Origin of the sequence: Arthrobacter humicola, assembly GCF_022803015.1 — a bacterium.
Classification (GTDB): domain Bacteria; phylum Actinomycetota; class Actinomycetes; order Actinomycetales; family Micrococcaceae; genus Arthrobacter; species Arthrobacter humicola_A.
In genome coordinates this window covers 133,455-156,650 of record NZ_JAFKON010000009.1, presented here as the reverse complement: position 1 = coordinate 156,650, position 23,196 = coordinate 133,455, and the positions used below count along the sequence as shown (strand labels likewise).

The 23,196-nt window shown below is 68.1% G+C and carries 20 protein-coding genes and 2 riboswitches; of the genes, 13 read left to right on the top strand and 7 right to left on the bottom strand.

Annotated elements, in window-relative coordinates:
* Positions 1-60: 60 nt before the first annotated feature.
* Complete coding sequence (locus ARTB_RS17245; protein ID WP_243181626.1) at positions 61-1,128, top strand: ribonuclease HI family protein; 1,068 nt, start codon at positions 61-63, stop codon at positions 1,126-1,128.
* A gap of 13 nt (positions 1,129-1,141) precedes the next feature.
* On the opposite strand, the gene ARTB_RS17240 is transcribed toward ARTB_RS17245, so the two are convergent.
* From ARTB_RS17240 to ARTB_RS17215, 6 genes are all read right to left on the bottom strand, one after another.
* A complete protein-coding gene (locus ARTB_RS17240; RefSeq protein WP_028276951.1) occupies positions 1,142-1,429 on the bottom strand; it encodes a WXG100 family type VII secretion target in 288 nt (95 codons plus the stop codon).
* Between the two features lie 191 nt (positions 1,430-1,620).
* The gene (locus tag ARTB_RS17235; protein ID WP_243181625.1) at positions 1,621-3,087 is read right to left on the bottom strand and encodes a sensor histidine kinase; all 1,467 of its coding nucleotides are present in this window, start codon (positions 3,085-3,087) and stop codon (positions 1,621-1,623) included.
* A gap of 2 nt (positions 3,088-3,089) precedes the next feature.
* Positions 3,090-3,800, bottom strand: a complete 711-nt coding sequence (locus ARTB_RS17230; protein ID WP_018775770.1) for a response regulator transcription factor — start codon at positions 3,798-3,800, stop codon at positions 3,090-3,092.
* A 78-nt stretch (positions 3,801-3,878) separates the two neighbouring features.
* Positions 3,879-5,525, bottom strand: coding sequence for a DNA repair helicase XPB (locus ARTB_RS17225; RefSeq protein ID WP_223914292.1), 1,647 nt, complete (start codon positions 5,523-5,525; stop codon positions 3,879-3,881).
* Entirely contained in the window at positions 5,522-8,014 is a 2,493-nt protein-coding gene (locus tag ARTB_RS17220) for a helicase-associated domain-containing protein (protein WP_243181624.1), read from the bottom strand. Before ARTB_RS17220 ends, ARTB_RS17225 begins: the two co-directional genes overlap by 4 nt.
* A 10-nt stretch (positions 8,015-8,024) precedes the next feature.
* Positions 8,025-8,258, bottom strand: a complete 234-nt coding sequence (locus ARTB_RS17215) for a hypothetical protein (RefSeq protein ID WP_079555362.1) — start codon at positions 8,256-8,258, stop codon at positions 8,025-8,027.
* Positions 8,259-8,435: 177 nt separating this feature from the next.
* On the opposite strand from ARTB_RS17215, the gene ARTB_RS17210 reads away from it, so the two are divergent.
* Genes ARTB_RS17210 through ARTB_RS17200 form a run of 3 tightly spaced genes read left to right on the top strand, consistent with a single transcriptional unit; the run spans position 8,436 to position 10,821 of the window.
* Positions 8,436-8,819 carry a cold-shock protein gene (locus ARTB_RS17210; protein ID WP_243181623.1) on the top strand — a complete coding sequence of 128 codons (384 nt, stop codon included), beginning with the start codon at positions 8,436-8,438 and terminating at the stop codon, positions 8,817-8,819.
* 8 nt (positions 8,820-8,827) lie between these two features.
* A complete protein-coding gene (locus ARTB_RS17205) occupies positions 8,828-9,481 on the top strand; it encodes a DUF3027 domain-containing protein (RefSeq protein ID WP_243181622.1) in 654 nt (217 codons plus the stop codon).
* A gap of 44 nt (positions 9,482-9,525) precedes the next feature.
* Complete coding sequence (locus ARTB_RS17200; protein ID WP_243181621.1) at positions 9,526-10,821, top strand: MFS transporter; 1,296 nt, start codon at positions 9,526-9,528, stop codon at positions 10,819-10,821.
* Positions 10,822-10,906: 85 nt separating this feature from the next.
* On the opposite strand, the gene serC is transcribed toward ARTB_RS17200, so the two are convergent.
* Entirely contained in the window at positions 10,907-12,037 is a 1,131-nt protein-coding gene (serC, locus tag ARTB_RS17195; RefSeq protein ID WP_243181620.1) for a phosphoserine transaminase, read from the bottom strand.
* 345 nt (positions 12,038-12,382) lie between these two features.
* On the opposite strand from serC, the gene ARTB_RS17190 reads away from it, so the two are divergent.
* The 9 genes from ARTB_RS17190 to ARTB_RS17150 all read left to right on the top strand — a co-directional run bounded on the left by ARTB_RS17190 (position 12,383) and on the right by ARTB_RS17150 (position 23,068).
* Positions 12,383-13,078 (top strand): metal-dependent transcriptional regulator, encoded by a 696-nt coding sequence (locus tag ARTB_RS17190; protein ID WP_243181619.1) that lies wholly within the window; start codon positions 12,383-12,385, stop codon positions 13,076-13,078.
* A gap of 150 nt (positions 13,079-13,228) precedes the next feature.
* A riboswitch (cyclic di-AMP (ydaO/yuaA leader) is annotated at positions 13,229-13,443 on the top strand.
* A 4-nt stretch (positions 13,444-13,447) separates the two neighbouring features.
* Positions 13,448-14,269 carry a M23 family metallopeptidase gene (locus ARTB_RS17185; protein WP_243181618.1) on the top strand — a complete coding sequence of 274 codons (822 nt, stop codon included), beginning with the start codon at positions 13,448-13,450 and terminating at the stop codon, positions 14,267-14,269.
* Between the two features lie 136 nt (positions 14,270-14,405).
* A riboswitch (cyclic di-AMP (ydaO/yuaA leader) is annotated at positions 14,406-14,575 on the top strand.
* Between the two features lie 295 nt (positions 14,576-14,870).
* A complete protein-coding gene (locus ARTB_RS17180; RefSeq protein WP_243181617.1) occupies positions 14,871-15,641 on the top strand; it encodes an NlpC/P60 family protein in 771 nt (256 codons plus the stop codon).
* Between the two features lie 219 nt (positions 15,642-15,860).
* Positions 15,861-16,361 carry an HNH endonuclease gene (locus ARTB_RS17175; protein WP_026266867.1) on the top strand — a complete coding sequence of 167 codons (501 nt, stop codon included), beginning with the start codon at positions 15,861-15,863 and terminating at the stop codon, positions 16,359-16,361.
* 94 nt (positions 16,362-16,455) lie between these two features.
* Positions 16,456-17,127: a molybdenum cofactor guanylyltransferase gene (mobA, locus tag ARTB_RS17170; RefSeq protein ID WP_243181616.1), complete on the top strand. Its 672-nt coding sequence runs from the start codon at positions 16,456-16,458 to the stop codon at positions 17,125-17,127.
* A 21-nt stretch (positions 17,128-17,148) separates the two neighbouring features.
* Positions 17,149-17,436 (top strand): DUF6457 domain-containing protein, encoded by a 288-nt coding sequence (locus ARTB_RS17165; protein ID WP_079555354.1) that lies wholly within the window; start codon positions 17,149-17,151, stop codon positions 17,434-17,436.
* Positions 17,433-18,935, top strand: a complete 1,503-nt coding sequence (locus ARTB_RS17160) for a molybdopterin molybdotransferase MoeA (RefSeq protein WP_243181615.1) — start codon at positions 17,433-17,435, stop codon at positions 18,933-18,935. Before ARTB_RS17165 ends, ARTB_RS17160 begins: the two co-directional genes overlap by 4 nt.
* 134 nt (positions 18,936-19,069) lie before the next feature.
* On the top strand, positions 19,070-19,942 hold the full coding sequence (gene fdhD, locus ARTB_RS17155) for a formate dehydrogenase accessory sulfurtransferase FdhD (RefSeq protein WP_243181614.1): 873 nt from the start codon (positions 19,070-19,072) through the stop codon (positions 19,940-19,942).
* A gap of 90 nt (positions 19,943-20,032) precedes the next feature.
* Positions 20,033-23,068: an alpha-mannosidase gene (locus tag ARTB_RS17150; protein ID WP_243181613.1), complete on the top strand. Its 3,036-nt coding sequence runs from the start codon at positions 20,033-20,035 to the stop codon at positions 23,066-23,068.
* The last annotated feature ends 128 nt before the right edge of the window (positions 23,069-23,196 follow it).

Here is a 23,196-nt window from a genome sequence, read left to right as displayed (position 1 = left end):
GCGCGGCACCTGGCCAAGGGAGCGTCGGTGGGTGTCGGCGGGTTCTGGCAGGATAGGTCAGTGACGATTACAGCAGCGGCCGACGGTTCGGCCTTAGGAAATCCCGGCCCGGCCGGCTGGGCCTGGTACGTGAATGACGACTGCTGGCGGGCCGGCGGATGGCCCCACGGCACGAACAACCAGGGCGAACTGATGGCGGTGCTGGACCTGTTCCGGGCAACGGCGCACATGCCCGGGGAAGACCTGCTGATCCTCTGCGACAGCCAGTACGTCATCAACGCCGTGACCAAGTGGATGCCCGGCTGGAAACGCAAGGGCTGGCGCAAGGCAGACGGCAAGCCGGTGCTGAACGTGGACCTCCTCAAGGACATCGACCAGACGCTCGTGGGCCGCAAGTACACCTTCGAGTGGGTGCGGGGCCACGCGGGGCACGAGCTCAACGAGGCGGCGGACGTCCGCGCCCGGGCAGCGGCCACGGCGTACCAGCAGGGCGTGGCCGTCCGGCAGGGTCCCGGGTTCGGCACCCCGGAGGGCGAACCGCCAGCGGGCAAGACACCGCAGGACAAGATGCAGCAGGACAAGATGCAGCAGGACAAGATGCAGCCCGCCGCCCTGCAGCCCGACGCCCAGCCCGCCGCCACCCCTGCGGACGCCGCCCCCGCGGCCCGGCCGCAGGCAGCCCCGGCGCCAGCCGGCCAGCAGGAACTCTTTGGTGTGCCGGGGACCTACGACGAACCGGACCTCTTCAGCGAACTCGAAGAAGAACGTGCCGTAGACCGGGCGGAGGCCAGCGCCGAAGCCGTCGTCGAGTCCCTCGAACGCGAACTGCTCCGCCCCGAAACCCGGGCGGACCTGGGCCGCACGGGCGTGCTGCTCCACCCGGACTTCACCGAAATCGGCAGCTCCGGCCGGATTTGGACCCGCGACGCCATGATGATGTCACTCGAGGACAACCCGGGCGGAGCCGTGGAGCTGGAATTGTTGGGCGCGGACCGGCTGGGTGAGAAGACCATCCTCCTGACCTACCGCAGCCACACCCGTGAGGGATCGGCCCTGCGCAGCTCCCTGTGGGTCCTTGAAGGCGCGCAATGGCGCCTCCGCTTCCACCAGGGCACACCCGAGGCCTGAGGGCGCGTGCGGCTCACGTGAAGCGCTGCGCATTGCCCTGTTCCGCCTGCGCATAGGTGGCGGCAGCGGAGTTCAGCGCGAGGTTGATGGACGCCAGGGAAGCCTCGACCCTGCCCTGGGTCAGCGTCCACTCGGCCACGAGGGTTTGGAAATTAGTCGCCGCGGAGCCCCGCCAGCTGCCCTGGAGCTCGTCCAGCCCCCGTTTCATGGCGTGGACGTCCGCGCTGATCCTCTCCACCGTGGCCTGCACGTTGGCGGACTTCAGCTGGAGGAGTTCCGTATCGACGGAGATGATGCTCATGGAAAGGCCTCTCGAATGCTCGGGAGGCGGCCGCGGCCCGGCGGAGCACGGTGACCGTCAGCGTGTCTGCGGTGACGTATTGCGCTGACATTTTCGGTGAGAGCTGGCGGGGGAGCGGCTGCCTCATCCGGATCTTCCGGACACCTCGAGCGTAGGCGGGCGGCGCGCCGGCCGGACACCGCCGTCGGCCCCTATGTGGATAAGTCCGCTGTGGACCGTTCCGTGGCCTCTTCGTCCAGGAGCGGGATGCTGACCACTAGCGTGGCACCACCGCCGTCGGTCTTCCCGACCCGCACGGACCCGGAATGCGAGCCGACGATGGCGGCCACGATCGCCAGGCCAAGTCCGCTGCCGCCGGTCTCCCGGGTCCGGGAGGTGTCGGCGCGGTAGAAGCGCTCGAAAATCCGGGCCGCCTCGTCATCCGGAACCCCCGGTCCGTGGTCCCGGACCTCGATCACGGACTGTCGTGTTCCGTCCGGTGCGGTCCGGACCCCGACGCCAATTTCGACAGGGGTGCCCTCCGGCGTGTAGCGCAGGGCATTACCGACCAGGTTGCTGACCACTTGGCGCAGTTTGGCTTCGTCGCCCAGCACCGGGGCGGCGGCAGGGGCTGCGCCGTCAACCCCGGTGAGGGTGATGGTGCGGCTGCGGTCGCTCGCCTGGGTGTCCACCACGGCGTCGTTGGCCAGCAGCAGCAGGTCTGCGGGTTTCTGCTGCAACGGCCGCTGTTCGTCGATCCTGGCCAGCAGCAGCAGGTCTTCGACCATGGCTCCCATGCGTTTGGCTTCGCTTTCGATCCGCCCCATTGCCGTGGCCACGTCTTCCGGAGTGGACAACGCCCCGTGCCGGTACAGCTCGGAGAACCCGCGGATGGTCACCAGCGGGGTGCGTAGTTCGTGCGAGGCGTCGGCGGCGAAGCGCCGCATCCGCGCCTCGGACGCCATCCTGGCGGCGAAGGCCGTCTCAATGTGCGCGAGCATGGCATTGAGTGAGCTCCCAAGCCGGCCCACCTCCGTGCCCGGGTTCTCCACTTCCACACGCTGGGACAAGTCTCCCGCGGCGATCGCGGCGGCAGTCTTCTCTACCCGGGCCAGCGGCCGGAAGGACCGCGAAACAGTCCAGGTGGCAATGAAGAACGCCAGCACGAGCGTCAGCAGGCCCACACCCACCACCACCAGGGCAGCGTGTTCCATCACCGAATCCACGGGGTCCAGCGGCAGCCCGATCACCACGACGGCGCCACGGTTGTTGTTGTCCACCACGCTGACGGCCACCACCCGCCAGTTGCCGCCCTCGGATCCGCGGACCTGGAAGGGCATCTGCTGGCGTTCCCGGGCCTCGACCGAAGAAAAGGTGCTGAGCGCGGGGTGGGATTCCTTGTCGCCGCCGAAGGTGTAGGGCGGAAGACCGGGGCTGAAGAGCATCAGCGAGTAGTCGGTGGGAACGGTGGAGTTGGTCTCCTGCAGCTGGCTGAAGGACTGCTGCTGGCGCGCGGATTCGACGGCGGCCCGGAGCTTGTCATCCACCTGGCCCTGCAGGAAGCTGTGCAGCAGCGTCAGCGTGCCCGCCCCGGTAGCCGTGAGGGCCACCAGCATGAGCGCCATCATGATGGCCACGAGCTGCGAGCGCAGCGACGCCGATTTCCAGCGGTACAGCAAGGTCAGCGCTTCTCGGCAGTCCGCAGAACGTAGCCGACGCCGCGCTTGGTCTGGATCAGTGCCGGGGCATCGGGATCGATATCCACTTTGCGGCGCAGGTAGGAGATGTAGGACTCCACGATCGAGGCGTCGCCGTTGAAGTCGTACTCCCATACATGGTCGAGGATCTGGGCCTTGGACAGGACCCGGTTCGGATTGAGCATGAGATAGCGCAGGAGCTTGAATTCCGTGGGCGAAAGCTCGATCACGGTCCCGCCGCGCCGGACCTCGTGGGCGTCGTCGTCGAGCTGAAGGTCATCGACCCGGATCACGGCGTCGTCGTCGACCTGGGGTTGCGTGCGCCGGAGTACGGCGCGGATGCGGGCCACCACCTCGTCGAGGCTGAACGGTTTGGTGACGTAATCGTCCCCGCCCACGGTCAAGCCGGTGACTTTGTCCTCGGTGTCGTCCTTGGCCGTGAGGAACAGGACCGGGAAGTGCTTGCCGGCGGCGCGCAGGCGGCGGGTAACGGTGAAGCCGTCCATGTCCGGCAGCATGACGTCCAGCACCGCCAGATCGGGGGAGTGCAACTCAGCAGCAGCCAGTGCCTCGCGTCCGCTGCCGGCCGAGACGACTTCGAAACCAGCGAAGCGCAGGGACGTGGAGAGCAACTCGCGGATGTTCGGTTCGTCATCGACGACAAGCAGCTTGGCTTCGGGACCGTTCTTCTTCATGTTCCCATGATGCTCCCAGACTCTGGGAGTTTTCTGAATGGAGGTTGTGTGTTGCATGGCCGCATCCCCGGCACCCGCCTAGCCAGCGGTGCCGACGTCCTTCGCGTCCATGATCCGGTAGGCGTACCCCTGCTCGGCGAGGAACCGCTGCCGCTTCGCGGCGAAATCCTGGTCCAGGGTGTCCCTGGCCACGAGCGAATAGAACCGGGCGGAGCGGCCGTCCTTCTTCGGGCGCAGCAGCCGGCCCAGGCGCTGGGCCTCCTCCTGGCGGGACCCGAATGAACCGGAGACCTGGATCGCGACCGACGCCTCGGGCAGGTCGATGGAGAAATTGGCGACCTTGGACACCACCAGGGTCTGCACCTCGCCGGCGCGGAACGCGTCGAACAGCCGCTGGCGCTCCTTCACCGACGTGTCGCCCTTGATCACCGGCGCGCCCAGGCGCTCGCCGATCTCGTCGAGCTGGTCGATGTACTGCCCGATCACCAGGAGCTGTTCCCCGGCGTGTTCGGCGACGAGTTCTTCGACCACCCGGGTCTTCGTCTCGGAGGTGGCACACAGCCGGTATTTGTCGGCGTCCTCGGCCATGGCATAGGCCACCCGCTCGTCGCGGGGCAGGTCCACCCGGACTTCCACGCAATCGGCCGGGGCGATGTAGCCCTGGGCCTCGATGTCCTTCCACGGCGCGTCGTAGCGTTTCGGACCGATCAGGCTGAAGACCTCGCCCTCCCGGCCGTCCTCCCGCACCAACGTGGCGGTCAGCCCGAGCCGTCGGCGGGCCTGCAGGTCCGCCGTCATCCGGAAGATCGGCGCGGGCAGCAGGTGGACCTCGTCGTAGATGATCAAGCCCCAGTCGTTGCCGTCCACGAGCTCCAGGTGCGGGTACAGCCCGCCGCGCTTCGTGGTCAGGACCTGGTAGGTGGCGATCGTGACCGGCCGGACTTCCTTGACGGAGCCGGAGTACTCGCCGATCTCCTCCTCGGTCAGCGACGTGCGTTTGAGGAGCTCGTCCTTCCACTGCCGCGCGGCGACGGTGTTGGTCACCAGGATCAGTGTGGTGGTGGAGCTGGTGGCCATGGCGGCCGCCCCGACCAGCGTCTTGCCGGCGCCGCAGGGAAGGACGACGACGCCGCTGCCGCCGGCCCAGAAGTTCTCCGCGGCCAGTTGCTGGTAGGGCCGCAGCTTCCATCCCGATTCGTTGAGCATGATGGGGTGCGGGGTGCCGTCCACGTAGCCGGCCAGGTCCTCGGCCGGCCAGCCAAGCTTGAGCAGCAGCTGCTTGAGCTGGCCGCGCTGGGAGGAATGCACCACCACCGTCTCGCCGTCGATCCGTGGCCCGAGCAGCGGGGCGATCTTCTTGGCGCGGCTGACTTCCTCGAGCACCGGGTAGTCGGAGGTGCGCATGACCAGGCCGTGCTGCGGGTCCTTCTCCAGCCGGAGCCGGCCGTACCGGGACATGGTCTCTTCGACGTCGATCAGCAGGGAGTGGGGCACGGGGAAACGGGAATACGTGAGCAGGGTGTCCAGCACTTTTTCGGCGTCCAGCCCGGCCGCCCGGGCGTTCCAGAGCCCCAGTGGCGTCAGCCGGTAGCTGTGCACATGCTCCGGGGCCCGTTCCAGCTCGGCGAACGCCGCGATGGCGTGCCGGGCCTCCGTTGCGAGTTCGTGGTCGACCTCCAGCAGGATGGTCTTGTCACTCTGGACGATCAGGGGCCCGTCATTCACTGGAACAATTCCTCTGTAGCTTCTACGTCGATAATGCGGTGGATGGACAGGACCCGCTCGATCTCCTTGTCCGGATCGAACACCCGCACCCGCCCGCCATTCACAGCTACCGGAACAACCGTCTCGCGGGTGGCATTCCCCATGCTGTCCACGACGTTCATGATGACCCGCTGCCTGAGGCGGATCGCCTTCAGCAGGGTCTCGAGGCCCAGCTGGGTCGCTTCCTCGCTGCCCGGTGCCGCCGGCGGGTGGGCGCCGGAGCCCGGCGCCCGGGACCCGTTGGCGCGGAGCACGGCCAGTTGGGCCTCGATGTCGGCCTCCGGCGGAGCGGTCCGCGGGGCCGTGTAGACCGGCCGGCCGCTGCCGGGCGCAGGGGTGCTGCGGCGCAGCCGGACGATCGCGGAGGCAGCTTCCTCCAGGACCGGGGCGAGCCCCAGACCCCGGAGGGCCTGGGCGGTTTCCCGGGGCGCGGCGTGGGAGACGACCACGGTGGGCGCGATGCGCACCAGCCCGAGGCCGGCCGCGGCCGGGGCGTTGAGCAGCTCCAGCAGGGCAGCCTCGTCCTCGCTTTGGATAAAGCTGGCCGCGGCCCCCACCCGGAGCCGGGAATGGCGCGCGGCAGTGTCTTCGATGAGGTACTGGAGGGGCTGCGGGATGGCGGTGGCCGAATGCTGGCGCAGGAAGTCCAGCATCGCCGCGGCGTCCTGGCCGGCGTCGAGGGCACGGCGCACGGAGGTGACGGAGAACCGGTAGATGGTGGCCGGTCCCTGCCCTTCGGCCGTGGCCATGGTCAGGAGCCGTTCGCTCAGTTCGGGGTCGAGGTAGCCCGGCGCCACCGCCGTCAGGTCCGCCTGCAGCAACACATGCTGCAGGGCCGCCGGCAGGTGTTCGCCCAGGATCCCCAGGGCGTCGTCCGGCTGCTCGGCGGCGATCGCGGCACCCAGCTGGCTCAGCGCCCCGGAGCCGATCAGGCCGAGCATCTCGGCCTCCGCGAGGATGCCGCGGATCAGCGAGCTGAAGCGCCTGGCCATCCGGGGCTGCGTCCACTCGGCACGCTCCAGCACGGCGGCGGCATCGAGGACCGGGGCCTGCCCGTCGGGCGCCACGGCCTCAAGGGTGAGTTCGTGCAGGATTTCCAGGACCCTTTTGCGGACCACCGGGGCGTCCGGCCGCTGCGCCTCGGCGGAGAGCGCATTGATGGTGGTCCCTGCCGGGCCCCGGTGCCCTGCCGGGCCCGGGGCGGCAGCATTCACCGGTTGGCCCACGAGGGACGGTGCGCGCTCGCTGGCCAGCCAGGCGTTGACCAGCCACAGCCACTGCTCCTGCCGCGGCAGCGACAGCCACTCCAGCTGCGGCGGCTGCACCCACGCAGAACTGTCGACGTCCAGGCGTAGCAGACCGGCCATTCCGCAGAGCTCCGCGAGGACACCGGCCTCGTGCACTTCCATCCGCAGGGAATCCGCCAGCCGCTTCATCTCCCGGACCCCGACGCCCCCGCTGCGCAGCGTCGCCAGCGGCTGTTCGCGCACGGTGTAGAGCACTTCGCCCACGAGCCGCAGCGTCTCGGCGATGGCGCCCAACGCGGCGTTTCGGCGCAGCCCTGCGCTCGTGTTGCCCAGCCGGGGGACGGGCGGCGTGAGCGAAAAGTTCTCGATGACAAACCCGCCGCGCAGCGACACTCCGACGCTGTGCGGCAGTTCGACGTGCGCGGCGTCCAGCGGTACCAGCAGCCCGCGCGCCAGCAGCCAGTCCACGGGGCCGACGTCGGCGCCTTCGTGGAGCACGGACGCCCGGCGCTGCGCCTGCGGGACGGCGCCCATGGCCCAGTTCCCGAAGCGGGCCAGAAGGGCAGCGGTCCGGTCCGGTGCGGAGGCCAGGATTTGCTGGAGCGATTCCGGTGTTGCCGTCCAGTGCTGCAGGGACAGGGCGGCTTCCATCGGCGTCGTGGCGGGGGAGATGGACGCCCCGGCGCGGTGAAGTTCCCCCACCAGCTGCACCACGCGCTGTGCAAAAGCAGGCTGGAGCCGCACAAGTTCGGTGTAGCTGCGCCCAAGCCCCGCTGGGTAGATGCCAATCACGTCCTTGAGGCTGCCGACCGGAAGGTAGTGGCGCTGCTTGGCGGCGGCGGGGGTCGCGCCGTGCGGCGGATCGGCGCGGTGGACGAGGGCCAGTTCCTGCAGGGAATGGAGGAGCCGGTCGACGGCGGCAACCGAGGAGCCGTTGATCAGTTTCTTCAGCATCGCCGCCGACGCGCTGTGCCCGGTATCGGCGTTGGTGCACAGGTGCAGGGTTTCCAGGACCTGCATCTGCGGGCGGTTGAGCCGTTCGAGGGCCCGCTGCACGCTGACGCGTCCGCTGGCGCGGGCGGCGAGGGCGGCGAAGTCCGGGACGCCGGGAGAAATCAGGTCCGGCCGCGCGGAGAACAGGGCCCGCAACGATTCGTCGCTTCGTGCCTGAAGTTCCTTGCTGAGCGCGCGGATGAGGGACATCGCTCCAACGTTACCTTTCGCCGGGCCCGCGCGGGCGGCGCCGGGCTGCCACCGCGTCGACAACGAGGGCCAGCATGAGCAGGAATGCCACCGGGAGGCCGTAAAGGGCCGTCGAGGTAATCCAGGCCGGCGCCACGGCATTGTTGAAGGCCATGGCCATGACAGCGCCGACGGCAACGAGGGACAGCACAGCAAGGGTGGCCGCTACGATCATCAAAGGCCGCCGGTAACGCGTCAGTGTCATGGGGGCAACGCTAACAGTCCGGCATCGCCCGCGCCTCAAGCCGTTAAAGTGAACCAGGCAGGATAACCTTGGAGATACAGACCAACACGGTCCGGGCAGTCATACCCTGAACCCGCGTATCCATGCGGATGCGGTGACCGCCGGCCGTGTCCCCGCAGAACGAAGAAGGTTGATTACGTGCCTACCGGCAAGGTCAAGTGGTATGACAAGGAAAAAGGCTTCGGATTCCTCGCGGGCGAGGACGGCCAGGAAGTCTTCCTGCCCAAGTCCGCGCTGCCCGAAGGCGTTACGGAGCTCAAGGCCGGCACGCGTGTTGAATTTGGTGTAGCCGACGGACGCAAGGGTGCCCAGGCCTTGGGCCTGCGCGTGCTGGAAAAGACGCCGTCCATCGCCAAGGCAAAGCGGCCCAGCGCCAGGGACCTTGCCCCGCTGGTCCAGGACCTCGTCAGCGTGCTGGATAACCTGTCCGGGACCCTGTCCGCGGGCAAGTACCCGGAAGGCAACAAGGGCAAGGCGATCGCAGCGGCCCTCCGTAAGGTTGCCGACGAGCTGGACGTATAAGGCTTTTGATGACTCAGGAACCTGATCAGTTGCCGGCGCCGGATGCCGGAACCGCAGCGCCCGCCGGGACCAAAACCGGCTCCAAGCAGGGAATCCGTCCGCGCGCCGGCGTGCCCGTCTGGCGCACCGGCAAGCCTGACGCCTTCCTGGCCGCAGCCGTCGACGTCGCCCGCACCGCGGTGGAGGGCATTGCCCCCGCCGAGCAGATCGGCGAGCACATCGGCGCCCGGAGCGAGGGCGACCGCCTGGTGACCCACCTGTTCGAATCCAGGCTCCCCGGATACCTGGGGTGGCAGTGGTACGCCGTGCTGACACGCAACTCGCGCTCCAAGGTGGTCACGGTGGACGAACTTGGCCTTCTGCCCTCCGAGGACTCCATCCTGGCACCGGCCTGGGTTCCGTGGGCCGAACGGGTCCGGCCGGAAGACGCGCAGGCTGACGAGGCTGCCGAGGCGCCGTCCGGTCCCGAAGCGCCGTCGCAGGCGTCCGACGCCGACCAGCGGGATGACGCTGACGACGCCGACGCCGACGACGCTGACACCGCCGACACCGACGACGACGCCGACGACGCCGACACCGCCGACACCGACGACGACGCCGACGACGCCGACACCGACGCCGACGACGCCGAGCGGGAACGCTCAACGGGCGAGGCCGACTAGCGGTTGGAAGCGTCCGGGAGCGTGTCTGGGGAGGGCTGGTGCTGATGTCCACGTTCAAATCCCTGCACATCCTGAACTACCGGATCTGGTTCGTCGGCGCCCTTATTTCCAACGTTGGCACCTGGATGCAGCGCACCGCCCAGGACTGGCTGGTGTTCGCCCACCTGACGGCGCACGATGCCGGGGCGGTGGGAATCACGATGGCCCTGCAGCTGGGCCCGCAACTCTTCCTGGCACCCGTGGCCGGACTGGTCGCCGACCGGTTCAACCGCAAGCGGCTCCTGGTGCTGACGCAGTCCGCCATGGCGCTGCTGAGCGCGGGGCTGGGCATCCTGGTGGTCACGGGCGCGGCGCAGCTCTGGCACGTCTACGCCTTCGCCCTGATGCTCGGGGTGGTTTCCGCCCTGGACGCCCCCGTCCGGCAAACCTTCGTCTCGGAACTGGTCCAGGACGACTACCTCCCCAACGCCGTGGCCCTGAACAGCGCGTCTTTCAATGTTGCCCGGATGATCGGTCCGGCCGTCGCCGGCGTGCTCACGGCCGTCGTCGGGCCCGGCTGGGTCTTCCTCATTAATACGCTCACCTTTGTGCCCCTGTTGCTGAGCCTGGCGAAAATCCCGTCGTCGTCGCTACGCCGGCTGCCGCGGGCACCGGCGGGCAGGGGCAGGATCCGGGAGGGGCTGCGCTATGTGAGGTACCGTCCGGATTTGGTCGTGGTGCTGGTGGCGATCTTCATCGTGGGAACCCTGGGGCTGAATTTCGCCCTGTTCATCGCGGCCATGGTGGGGACCGAATTCGGCCTGGACGCGGGGGCCTTCGGCCTGATGAATTCGATCATGGCCATCGGATCCGTCGCCGGGGCCCTGCTGTCCGCCGGGCGCGGCAAGCCACGGCTGCGGGTCATCTTCGGGGCGGCCGCCGCCTTCGGCGTGACCTCGGGCATCGCAGCGATGGCCCCGAACTACTTCTGGTACGGCGTCGCACTTGTGCCCGTGGGGCTGTTCGCGATCACCATGATGACGAGCGCAAACGGGTACGTCCAGACCACCACAGAGCCCGTAATGCGGGGCCGGGTGATGGCCCTCTACATGGCGATCTTCATGGGCGGAACTCCCCTCGGGGCACCGCTCGTCGGCTGGGTGGCAAACACCGCCGGCCCCCGCTGGTCCATGGCGGTCGCGGCGGGCGCCGGCCTGCTGGCGGCCCTGATCGGGCTGGTGTGGATCATCCGCGCGAAGCACCTGCGGCTCCACTTCAACCGCCGCGCCCACGGGCTGCGGTACTTCCGCGTCGAAAGCCGGACCGGCGCGGCCGGTGCCGGCAGGGACCCGCGGCCGTAGGCACAGCAGGGCGGACGGACCTGAAACGACGACGGCGCCGTCACGGCCTAGGTCCTCAGGGGCCGTGACGACGCCGGACGCAGGGCTACTTCTTCAGTTCCGCCACGACGAAATCGATGCACTCGAGCAGTGCCGAGACATCGTCGGGCTCGATCGCCACGAAGGTGGCGATGCGCAGCTGGTTGCGGCCCAGCTTGCGGTACGGCTCGGTGTCGACGACGCCGTTGGCGCGGAGCACCTTGGCGATGGCCGCGGCGTCGATCGAGTCATCGAAGTCGATCGTGGCGATCACGTTCGAGCGGTCCTCGGCCTTGGCCACGAACGGCGTGGCGTATTCGGACGCTTCGGCCCAGCCGTAGATGCGGCCGGCAGAATCCGCGGTCCGGCCGGCGGCGAAGTCCAGGCCGCCGTTGGCGTTGAGCCACTGCACCTGGGCGTCCAGGGTCACCAGGGTGGCCAGCGCGGGGGTGTTGTAGGTCTGGTTCAGCCTGGAATTGTCGATCGCCGTCTGGAGGTCAAGGAAGTCGGGAATCCAGCGGTTGCCGGCCTTGATCCGTGCCGCCCGTTCCAGCGCGGCCGGGGAGAACAGGCCCAGCCACAGGCCGCCGTCGGACGCGAAGTTCTTCTGCGGCGCGAAGTAGTACACGTCTGACTCCGCCACGTCCACGTCCAGCCCGCCCGCGGCCGAGGTCGCGTCCACGAGCACCAACGACCCCTCGTCGGCGCCGGCCACCCGCTGGACGGGGGCGGCAACGCCGGTTGAGGTCTCGTTCTGCGGCCACGCATAGACGTCGACGCCGGCCTCCGCCCGGGCGGTGGGGCGGGTGCCGGGTTCGGCCTTGATGATGGAGGACTCGGCAAGGAACGGCGCCTTGTTGGTGGCGGAAGCGAACTTCGAGCCGAACTCGCCGAAGGACAGGTGCTGCGCCTTGTTCTCCACGAGCCCGAAGCTGGCAATGTCCCAGAACGCGGTAGATCCGCCGACGCCCAGCACCACTTCATAGCCTTCCGGTGCCCGGAAGAATTCGCTGAGGCCGCTGCGCACCGAGCCGACCAGGTTCTTCACGGGCGCCTGGCGGTGGGAGGTCCCCAGCAGCTTCGACGATGCCGCGGCCAGGGCGTCCATCTGTTCCGGCCGGACTTTGGACGGGCCGGCGCCGAACCGTCCGTCCTTGGGCAGGAGGTTGGCGGGGATCGTGATGCTGGTGTCGCTCACAGTGGCTCCAATTTTCGGCTGGTTCGTAGCGTGGCTGGGAGGTGGCGGGCAGGGATGGCTACCACGGACACCCCTCTTCATTCTGCCTGTCTTATTTTGCCTGACAGCTCCCGGCGATACAGAAAAAGGCCTGTCATAGTCCGGTCATTGAGACGCCGGGGACGGCCGGCCGGCTGGGGCTGGGACAATAGCTTCAGGTCGATCGAAAGATTATCCGGAGTAATTCAAAATAGGCTAGGCTGGCATGCGAACGTACGGCGATTCCCGCCTGGGCGCATCCTGCATGCAGCCCGCACGCGGTACGGTGGGAATGACGCTAGGACTGCGCTCGAGGAGCTGAGCTGAATGACGGATCTGATCGATACTACGGAGATGTATCTTCGGACCATTCTGGAACTTGAAGAAGAAAACATCGTTGCCCTCCGCGCCCGCATCGCCGAACGGCTCCGCCACTCCGGCCCCACTGTGTCCCAGACGATCGGCCGGATGGAGCGCGACGGGCTGGTGGTTGTTTCCGGCGACAGGCACCTTGAACTGACGGAAATCGGACGGAAACGTGCAATCGGTGTCATGCGCAAGCATCGTCTGGCCGAACGCCTCCTCGCGGACGTGATCGGGCTCGACTGGGCCTACGTCCACGAGGAAGCGTGCCGCTGGGAACATGTCATGAGCGAACGCGTCGAGCGAAGAATCTTCGAGATGCTCAACCACCCGACAGTCTCGCCTTACGGAAACCCTATTCCGGGGCTTGCGGATCTTGGCGGCGTGCCCAACGGCGCCCCCGTGGACAGGCCCGTGAACCTGCTGGAGGCCATGGCCGGCTACGGGGTAACTTCCCGGGTTACGGTCAACCGGCTCGCGGAGCCGATCCAGGTCGAGCCGGAGCTTCTGGCCCAGCTCGACGAGGGCGGAATCAGGCCTGGCGCGCTGGTCTCGCTGGAGCGGGTGGGGGAGTACATCTCGGTCCGCGTCCCCGATATCGAAGGTGCCCTGGAGCTGCCGCCCGAGGTTGCCGCGCACGTCTTTGTAACAGTCGCCTGACCAGCCACTACGCGCCGGTCATGGGACGACCCACGAGTTGTCCACAATTGCGGTTACGGATTTATTACCGGGCGGCTTAATCGCCTATAGTTAGTGCCCAGTACCGATACCAAAGCGTTACCTGATCCGAAGCCGAGCCCTGCCAGCGGATCAGTCGCAGAACTACCTCCTGGCAGGGGCGGGGGAACCACTTTCGGCTGCTACTTCGGCAGCCTTGGGGTGAAGTCCGTCAGCGGCAAGCAGCTTCCACCGAAGGATCCCCTAGGGATGCCTCTGTGCGTGGCTGCCTGCAACGGCGGACCGGGTCTTTGATCTCTCTGACCCGAATCCGACAGCTAACTTCGCAGGCCATCCAGAGAGGAACCCTTCTTGACCACCCAGACCGCCAGGGGCCGTCGCCGCGCGACCGGTCCCGCTCCGGAGCCGCGTCCCGTCGTCGCACACACGGCCGAACGCCCGCGGGACGTGCACCGCGATGAACGCCGTCGCCGTCGCAGTCCGTTCCGCCAGGTCACGGACTTTGCCGCGGCAAGCGGAGTCGGGCAGAAGGCCGGGATCGCACTGGCCGCAACTGGTCTGGTTCTTACCGTGACGGTCCCCGTCACGAGCCCGGTGATGGCTTCGAATCCGGGCGGATCCGGCGCGCTCTCCGCCGCCGTGCAGCCGGATGTCACCGCTGCCGCCGCCGCCAAGGTCGACTTCAACCGCACGGCCGTCACCACGAAGGGCGATCCGGACGGGAAACTCAAGCAGCTGCTGAGCGCCCAGTCTGTGGGCACGATCACCCGCGCGGCATCGGCCGGCACCCTGGGTGCGCCGCTCGACCAGCTGGTCACGGCCTCGCCCTTCGGCTACCGTGTCAGCCCCATTACCGGGGGCGCGGGGGAGTTCCACCGCGGCCAGGATTTCGCCGCCCAGTGCGGCACGGCGGTCCACGCGGCCGCCAGCGGCACCGTGACGTTCAACGGCTGGCATCCCTTCGGCGGGGGGAACCGCGTGGTCATCGATCACGGCAACGGCCTGGAGACCACGTACAACCACCTGTCCTCGGCTTCGGTCAAGGTCGGCCAGAAGGTTTCCCGCGGTGACGTCGTCGCCATGAGCGGAACCACCGGCGCCTCCACGGGCTGCCACCTCCACTTTGAAGTGATGGTCAACGGCGATGTCGTTGACCCGCTCGGCTGGCTCTAAAAAGACGATGGGCTGCTCTCAACTTCCTGTGACACGCCGTGATCTGAATGTGACATTGGATCAGGACTGCTGTAGGGTTTGAAGCACGCCAACTTTTCCGAAGTTGGCGCTCTTGAGTGGATTGCCTAGCTCTGCCACCGCTCAAGGTCCGTTCGCATTACATCGTCTGGCAGGGGCGGGGGAACCAATTTTGGCCTTCGAAAGAAGGCCTTGGGGTTAAGTCGCAAAGCTTCCCAGGAAGCAGCGCGGCCGGGTGACTCCCATCCGAATCCGACAGCTCACCTCGTAGGCATTGGGAGAGGCTACTTTCGTGTCTTCACGCCACAATTCTGCGCGCATGCGCACCGGCGAGGCTCTGTCGAGCCCGCTGGAATCCACATCACGTGCCGCCCTTGCCGGCGCCCGGATTGGATCACGTTCCGCAGGCTCAATCGCTACCGAGCCCGGACAGCATGCAGTTTCCGCTTTTGGCGCGTCTTCGCAGTACACCCTTCGCTAAGTAACCCATTTCGGGGCGATCCGGCGTACCCCCAAGATGCCGGAGCGTCCTCAGTCCGTGCCCGAAAGCGCGCGGTCCAAGGATCACGAAAGAGAGAACTTAATGACTACTCGTGCAAACGTTGCACGGCACCGCGCCGAGGTCACCAAGACCAACTCGCTGGCTGTAATTGCTAAGGCTGTCGGCGACAACGCCGGCGGCATGGGCCGTCAGGCCGCGGTCATCGCCGCAGCTTCCGGTCTGGTCCTGACCAGCGGAATCGCAGCCAACGCTGCTGAAACCAATGTTCAGCGCGAATCCACCTCCGCTTCGGCCCTGGAAGTCCAGTCCGCAGCTCCGGCCACCATCTCGGCCGCTTCCACCATCGCGATCTCCTACGAGAAGCCCGCCGTGACCACCACGCCGGCTCCCGTCGTCGAGGCTCCCAAGCCCGTCGTGAAGGTCCAGGACGCCACGGCCACGGCTACAGCCACCCGCGCCGGCGGCACCGAGCTTGGCGTCAGCGGCGGCGTCGCTGCCCAGGCCCCCGCGGGCATCGGAAGCGGCGCAGGCGCGACCATCGCCGCTGCTGCCTACGCACAGATCGGCGTGGCGCAGGACTGCACCGCCCTCGCCACCAACGCCCTGGCCGCGGCCGGCATCCACTACCACGGCTGGCCGGCAGGTTACCTGTCCCTGGGCCGCACCGTGAGCGCCGCCGAGGCACGCCCGGGCGACCTCGCCTACTACCAGAACGGCGGCGTGGGCATGGCTCACATCGCGGTCTACGTCGGCAACGGCATGGCAGTGCACGGCGGCTGGAACGGCGGCACCACCGCGCTGTACAGCGTCAACGTCGGCTCCGGTCCGGTCTTCATCCGCGTCGGCGCCTAAGCACGAACCCCAGCATTCCGAAAGACCCCCGCCTCCAGGCGGGGGTCTTTTGCGTTGCCGCGCAGTGAACTTTCCGCGCTGAGGACCGCGCCGGTGAAAAAATATTCGGTGATCCGGCACTTGAGTGTTTACTCTTGTGTTGTCGATCCATAGCCCGACCATGCAGAGGGCAGCCGGCCCTCGTGCCGCTGGCGGGTGCGGCCGTGAAGAGGTATGCGGATGCGCACTCTCGTTCTGAATGCTGGATATGAACCGCTGGCGGTCATCACCTTCCGCCGGGCGCTCGTCCTTGTCCTGACCGGAAAGGCCAGCGTGGTGGCCGAAGGGGACGACCCCGTGGTCGGCCCCCAGGACATTTTGGGCCGCCCGTCCGTGATCCTGCTGAACCGCTACATCCGGCCAAGGTACAACACGATGACTGCGGTGAGCCGCCGCGGCGTGCTGCGCCGGGATGCCCACCGCTGCGCGTACTGCGGCAAGGCTGCCCACACCATCGACCACATCCAGCCCAAATCGCGGGGCGGAGCCGACTCCTGGGAGAACCTGGTGGCGGCGTGCCTGCGGTGCAACAACGCCAAGAGCGACCATACGCCGGCGGAGATGGGCTGGAAGATCGGTTTTGTTCCGGGCCCGCCAAAGGGTGCCATCTGGCAGATCAAGGAACTCGAGAAGCCGACGCCGGCCTGGGATCCGTTCCTGCTGCCTGAATCGGCTGCCTGATCGGCCTCCTAGCTGATTGATCAGCCGGTGAAGACGCTGCCGGCGCACATTACGGCTTGTTCAGTGGCCGCTGGCGCCGCGCTAGGCTGAACCGATGGAGTTCGATGCCATCATTCTCGCCGGGGGGCGGTCCTCACGCCTCGGCGGCGTGCCCAAATCCGGGCTGATCTACGACGGCGCCACCCTCCTGGAGCGGTCACTGCGGGCCGCGGGCGCGGCGGGGCGCACCGTCGTCGTCGGCCCCGACCCCGGGGGCCTGCCCGGCGGCGTCCTGACCTGCCGGGAAGAGCCGCCCTTCGCGGGTCCGGCCGCAGCCATCGCGGCGGGGCTGGCCGCCCTGGCCGCCGATCACGCGAGCCGGCACGCAGCAGCCGCGCCCTATACCCTCGTCCTGGCGTGTGACATGCCCCGGTCGGCCGGCGCGGTCCGTGCCCTGGCCGAGGCGCTGGCCGCGTCTGCTGCAGGCACACCGGAAAGGGGTGGGGCCGACGGCGTCATGGCCGTCTCGGCCGACAGTCGGAAACAGCCGCTCGTGGGCTTTTATGGCACGGCCGTGCTACAACGTTCTGTCGCGGACGCCGCGTCCCGGGACCGGCTGGAAAACGCGTCGGTGTTCGCCCTTCTTGCTAGGCTGGACGTGCGGGAAGTTCGCGTTCCCCCGGGTTCCACGGATGACGTCGACACCTGGGATGACGCGTCCGCACTGGGGGTATCCGGCAGGATTCCCGACGGCGGTCCGGGCTCCGGCCCGGCTCTGCACAGCTGAACTCGACCATGGAGGCAAACGGTGAAAAGCCAGGACGAAACACTGGAAGACTGGTGCCGTGCCCTGCTCCAGGCCCTGGAGCTGGACGACGTTGAGATTGACGTGAATGAGGTCCTCGCCCTGGCCGGCGTGGCCGCCCATTCCGTGGTGCGCCCGGCGGCACCGCTGACCACATTCATTGCCGGCTTTGCGGCCGGCCTGGCCTCCGGCTCCGGGCAGGCCACGGACTCCGTGTCCATGGAGTCCGCGATGGCCGTGGCCCGCCGGCTCGCCAAGGACTACGCAGCCGCCGAAACTTCCGGGGCATGACGGCTGCGGCCCCGGACGGCAATGGCCCCGCCACCGCCGCAGGTGAAGATGGCGTCAACGATAGCGGCGGAAATGGCGTCAGAGATGGCGGTGGAGAGGCTCTCGTAGACGGCCCTGGAGGCCCTCACATCGCGCACCAGGACACCGCGGACCAGGACTCAGGGGACGAGGACACTGCCGCGGAGCCGCACAGGCACCTGGCCCACACGTGGCAGGAGGCCCGGCAACTCGCGTTCGAGTGCGCCGTTCCCATCCCGGCCGCCCCTGTTCCGCTGCGGCAGACGCTTGGCCGGACGCTCGCGGCGGACGTCGTTGCCCGGCAGGACATGCCCCATTACGCTTCCTCTGCCATGGACGGTTGGGCCGTCAACGGCAGCGGGCCCTGGATCCTGGCCGAACCCGGTCAGCGCCTGGCACCACATCAGGCCAGCCCGATTGCCACCGGCGGCCTCATCCCGCCCGGGGCCAAGGCAGTGTTGCGCAGCGAAAGCGGCATCATCGACGCCGACGACGACGGCCTGCCCGTCCTGAAGCTGGGCGGCACCGCGAAGCCGGGAGACCCGCGCAACGGCGACCACATCAGGAAGGCCGGGGAGGAAGCCGCCGCCGGGGACGTCCTGATCAAGGGCGGCACGGTCCTGAATCCGGCCCATCTGGCGCTCGCCGCGCTGGCCGGAAGTGACGCCCTTCCCGTGCTCGGCAAGGCCGTGGTCCGCCTCGTTTTCACTGGCTCCGAGGTCGTGACGAGCGGGATACCGGCACCCGGGCAGGTCCGCGACACCTTCGGACCCCAACTGGCCGCCGTGGTGGGAATGCTCGGCGGGATCTGCACCGAAGAAGTGAAAGTCGGCGATACCTACGCCGAGTGGCTCGCCGCCCTCGAGGACACCGATCCTGCCGGTGAAAACCTGCCTGCCGACGTCGTGATCACCACCGGCGGCACGGGGCGCTCCGGGACAGACCACCTCAGGCGCTCGGTCGCCGAGCTCGGCGGCCGCCTGCTGATCGACGGAATCGCCATGCGCCCGGGCCACCCCGCCGTGCTGGCCGAACTGCCGGACGGCCGTTACATCCTTGGCCTGCCAGGAAACCCGCTCGCGGCCATGATGGCGCTGTCCACGATCGGTGCCCCACTCCTGGCGGCACTCGGGCACGGCGTGATCCCCCCGCTCAGCGAGGTGCCCTGCGGCTCGACGATTGACGCCGACCCGGGCCGGACCCGGCTCATGCCCTTCCGGCTGCTCTACGGCATGGCATCGCCGGCGCAGCACACCGGCCCCGGAATGATGCGGGGGCTGGCCGCCGCCGACGGTGTGCTGGTGGTCCCGCCCCATGGCGTGCAGCTGGGGGAACTCGTCCCCGCCTTCGCCCTCCCGTGGAGTGCGCCGTTGCCTGACGCTTCGGCGGCGGCCGCCGAACAGAAGCCGGCGGCGAAGCGGACCGCCAGGAAAACCGCGGCCAGCGACGGTCCGGTGGACTGGAGTGCCCTTTTGGGCTGAGCCCTGGCCTGCTGCGACGGCACCGGGACAAGGCACGCCGCCAGGATCAGGCACTTACAATGATGGAACCAACCAAAGATTCAAACAGCCGCTAGCTTCAAACAGCGGCACACAATGTTGCTTAGGAGCACCGGATGGGCCGTGTGACACAGCGCCGCAAGGTGCACAAGATCGTCCTGGACGGGTCCCCGCAGGCCCTCGAATTTCCGGTCCGGCACCGGGAGGACGTCCTTGCCGTCGAGGAACCGCTGGAAATCCGGCTCGGCAACATGTCATTCTCCGTCACCATGCGAACGCCGGGCAATGACTTCGACCTCGTCGCAGGCTTCCTCGTCTCGGAGGGGATCATCTGGGCACCCGAACAGCTGGTCTCGCTCAGGTTCTGCGCCGGCGAAGACGCCGACGGCATGCAGACCTTCAACGTGGTGGAGGCGCAGCTCAGGCCCGACGTCGTCCGGCCCGAGACCGGACGCAACGTCTTCACCTCCAGTTCCTGCGGCATCTGCGGCACTGACTCGATCGATGCCGTTCGGAAGTCCTCGCACTACAGCCCGGCACACGATCCGCTGACCGTCCCCGTCGAAACGCTCGCGGCCCTCCCGGACGCCCTCCGGTCCGCCCAGGAGGTCTTCGAAGTCACCGGCGGCGTGCACGCCGCCGGGCTCTTCAGGATCTCCGACGACGGCTCGGCCGAGTTGCTGTGCCTGCGCGAAGACGTGGGCCGGCACAACGCGGTGGACAAGGTGGTGGGCTGGGCGCTCCGCGAGGGCCTGCTCCCGCTCCGGGGCACCGTGTTGCAGGTGTCCGGCCGGGCATCGTTCGAGCTCGTCCAAAAGGCGGCCCTCGCCGGCATCCCGGTCCTCGCCGCTGTCAGTGCCCCCTCCAGCCTGGCCGTCGAGCTCGCCGAGGCCAGCGGGATGACACTGGCCGGGTTCAGCCGCGGGACCAGCCTGAACGTGTACGCGGGCCAACAACGCGTCGCGGTTCCGGCGCCTGCCGCCGGCTAGGGGCAACAGTTGGCCAATGGGTTCTCCGCGGCGTAAGTTTTATCCATCGATTGGAGTCGATCGGACCCCCCAGCGCTGAAGAGGATCACATTGCACGACGACCGCCGTCTTACGGAAGTCCGGCTGGACCGCTTTCTGCGTGACCGGATCGGCCCGGCCGTCTACCCGCGCAACGTGCCGCTGACGCTGAGCAGCTGGGACGCGCCGGACGAACCCGTGCCGGTGCTCGAGGCCCTGCGGCAGGAGTTCACGCCCCAGGAACACGGCGTGGCCTGGGGCCGGCCCTGGAGCACCAAGTGGCTGCGGCTCCGGGGTGAGGTGCCGGACGCCTGGGGAACCGCGGCCGGAACCTCCGTGGAAGTCCTCGTGGACCTCGGCTTCAGCGGCGACCTCCCGGGTTTCCAGTGCGAAGGCATTGCCTGGCGGTCCGACGGGACCATCATCAAGGCGATCTCGCCACGGAACCAGTACATCCCGCTCAAGCTCCTGGGCAGTGGCATGGCCGTTGACTTCTACGTCGAAGCCGCGGCCAACCCCGACTTGTCCCAGAACTGGACTTTCGCCGCCACCCCCTACGGCGACAAGGCGACGTCGGGCAGCGAGCCGAAGTACCGCCTCGGCAGGATCGCCATCGCCGAACGCAACCAGACTGTCTGGGAACTGCAGCAGGACATCCTCACGCTCAGCGGGCTCATGCACGAACTGCCCATGGACCTGCCCCGCCGCCACGACATCCTGCGGTCGCTCGAACGCATGCTGGACATCATGGACCCCGACGACGTTGCCGGGACCGCGGAGGCCGGACGGGCCGCCTTGGCCGATGCCCTGTCCCGGCCCGCCTATGCCTCGGCGCACCAGCTCGTGGCCACGGGCCACGCCCACATCGATTCGGCCTGGTTGTGGCCGGTCCGGGAGACCATCCGCAAGTGCGCCCGGACGTTCTCCAACGTCGTCGCCCTGATGGACGAGAATCCCGATTTCATCTTTTCGTGCTCCTCCGCCCAGCAGCTCGCGTGGATGAAGGAGTACTATCCGGAGCTCTTCGGGCGCATCCGGGACAAGGTCCGCGCCGGCAGGTTCGTTCCCGTCGGCGGGATGTGGGTCGAATCCGACTCCAACATGCCCGGCGGCGAGGCCATGGCACGGCAGTTCCTCGAAGGTAAAAGTTTCTTCCTGGCCGAATTCGGGATCGATTGCCAGGAGGCGTGGCTGCCGGATACGTTCGGGTATTCCGCCGCCCTGCCGCAGATCATCAAGGCCGCAGGCAGCCGCTGGTTCCTGACCCAGAAGATCTCCTGGAACCAGGTCAACAGGATGCCTCACCACACCTTCAACTGGGAGGGAATCGACGGCACCCGGGTCTTCACCCATTTCCCACCTGTGGACAGCTACAACTCCGACCTCAGTGCCCGGGACCTGGCGCACGCAGAACGGAACTACCGGGACCACGGACGCGGAGGCACGTCGCTGGTTCCGTTCGGGTACGGCGACGGCGGCGGGGGCCCAACCCGCGAGATGCTGGCCGCAGCGCAGCGCACGGCGGATCTGGAAGGATCTCCGAAGGTGCGGATCGGCTCGGCGGCCAGCTTCTTCAGCCAGGCCCAGGCCGAGTATGAGCCCCTGCCGGTCTGGGTGGGGGAGATGTACCTGGAACTGCACCGCGGCACCTACACCAGCCAGGCCAGGACCAAGCTGGGGAACAGGCGCAGCGAGCACCTCCTCCGGGAGGCCGAGCTCTGGAGTGCCACGGCGGCTGTGCGGACCGGGCACCGCTATCCGGCTGCGGAGCTCAAGCGCCTCTGGCGGCTGGTTCTGCTGCAGCAGTTTCACGACATCCTGCCGGGCAGTTCCATCGCCTGGGTCCACCAGGACGCCGAACGGAACTATGCCGCCGTCGAACGGGGACTGGAAGCGGTCATCACGAACGCCGCGGCGGCGGCCCTCGGCACCGGCAGCCGGGAATTCCTGCTCAACGCTGCCCCGCACGAGCGCCTGGGCGTGCCTGCCCTGGCGGCTGCCGAACCGGTCCGGCCCGGGCAGCCGGTAGAGATCACTGAGGACGGCGGCGGCTACATCCTGGACAATGGCATCATCCGTGCCGTGGTGGATGCCCGCGGACTGCTGGTCTCCCTCGCGGACCGGGCCTCCGGACGAGAGGCGATTGCTCCCGGCGAGGTGGGAAACCTCCTGGAGCTGCACCGGGACACGCCCAATGAATGGGACGCGTGGGACGTCGACGCCTTCTACCGCAGGAACGTCGTCCGTCTGGACCAGGCGCTTTCGGTGGCACCAGAGCGCGACCACCGGGGCGAAAGCCCGGACGCCGTCGTGGTGGTGGAGCGGATGGCCGGGTCCTCCGCGGTGACCCAACGGATTACGCTCGCGCCGGGTGCAGACTCGCTCGCGATCACCACGGCCGTGGACTGGCAGGAGAGCGAAAAGCTGCTCAAGCTGGGCTTTGCATTGGATGTCAGGGCCGACCGGTCGGCGGCGGAGACGCAGTTCGGGCACGTCTTCCGCCCGACCCATGTCAACACGTCCTGGGAGGCCGCGAAATTCGAAATCTGCGCCCACCGCTGGATCCACGTCGCCGAGCCGGGCTATGGGGTGGCGATCTCCAACGCTTCCAGCTACGGCCACGACGTCACCCGCAACGTCCGGGAGGACGACGGCGGCACCACCACCACAGTGCGGCTCTCGCTCCTGCGGGCACCGAAGTTTCCGGATCCCGGCGCGGACCAGGGCAGGCACGAGCTGCACGTCACGGTCCGTCCGGGCGCCACGATCGCCGACGCCGTCGAAGAGGGCTACCGCACCAACCTGGCACCGCGGGTGGTGCATGGGGCCCACGGGGTGGAGCCGCTGGTCACGGTGTTCAACCAGGCCCTTGTCATTGAAGCGGTCAAACTCGCTGAAGACGGTTCGGGGGATGTGATTGTCCGGCTCTACGAAGCACTGGGGGAGCGGTCCACCGGCGCGGTGAAGGCCAATTTCCCGGTCCGCGGGCTGCATGCCGTGGATCTGCTGGAACGGCCCGTCGATGCTCCGGGAGTGACGGCGGGCGGCAATTCCGCCGAGCTGACGTTGCGGCCCTTCCAGCTGGTCACGCTGAGGTTTGTGCGCTGACAGCCAGGGCCGCCTGCCGCCGCCTTTCCTGCAGGGGAATCCGGCCGGCAGTGTCGGGGAATCCGAATGTTGTCGGGAACAACCGGAAAACCCCTTAAACAGGCTGAGTGGGAGCGGTCCTACCGGAC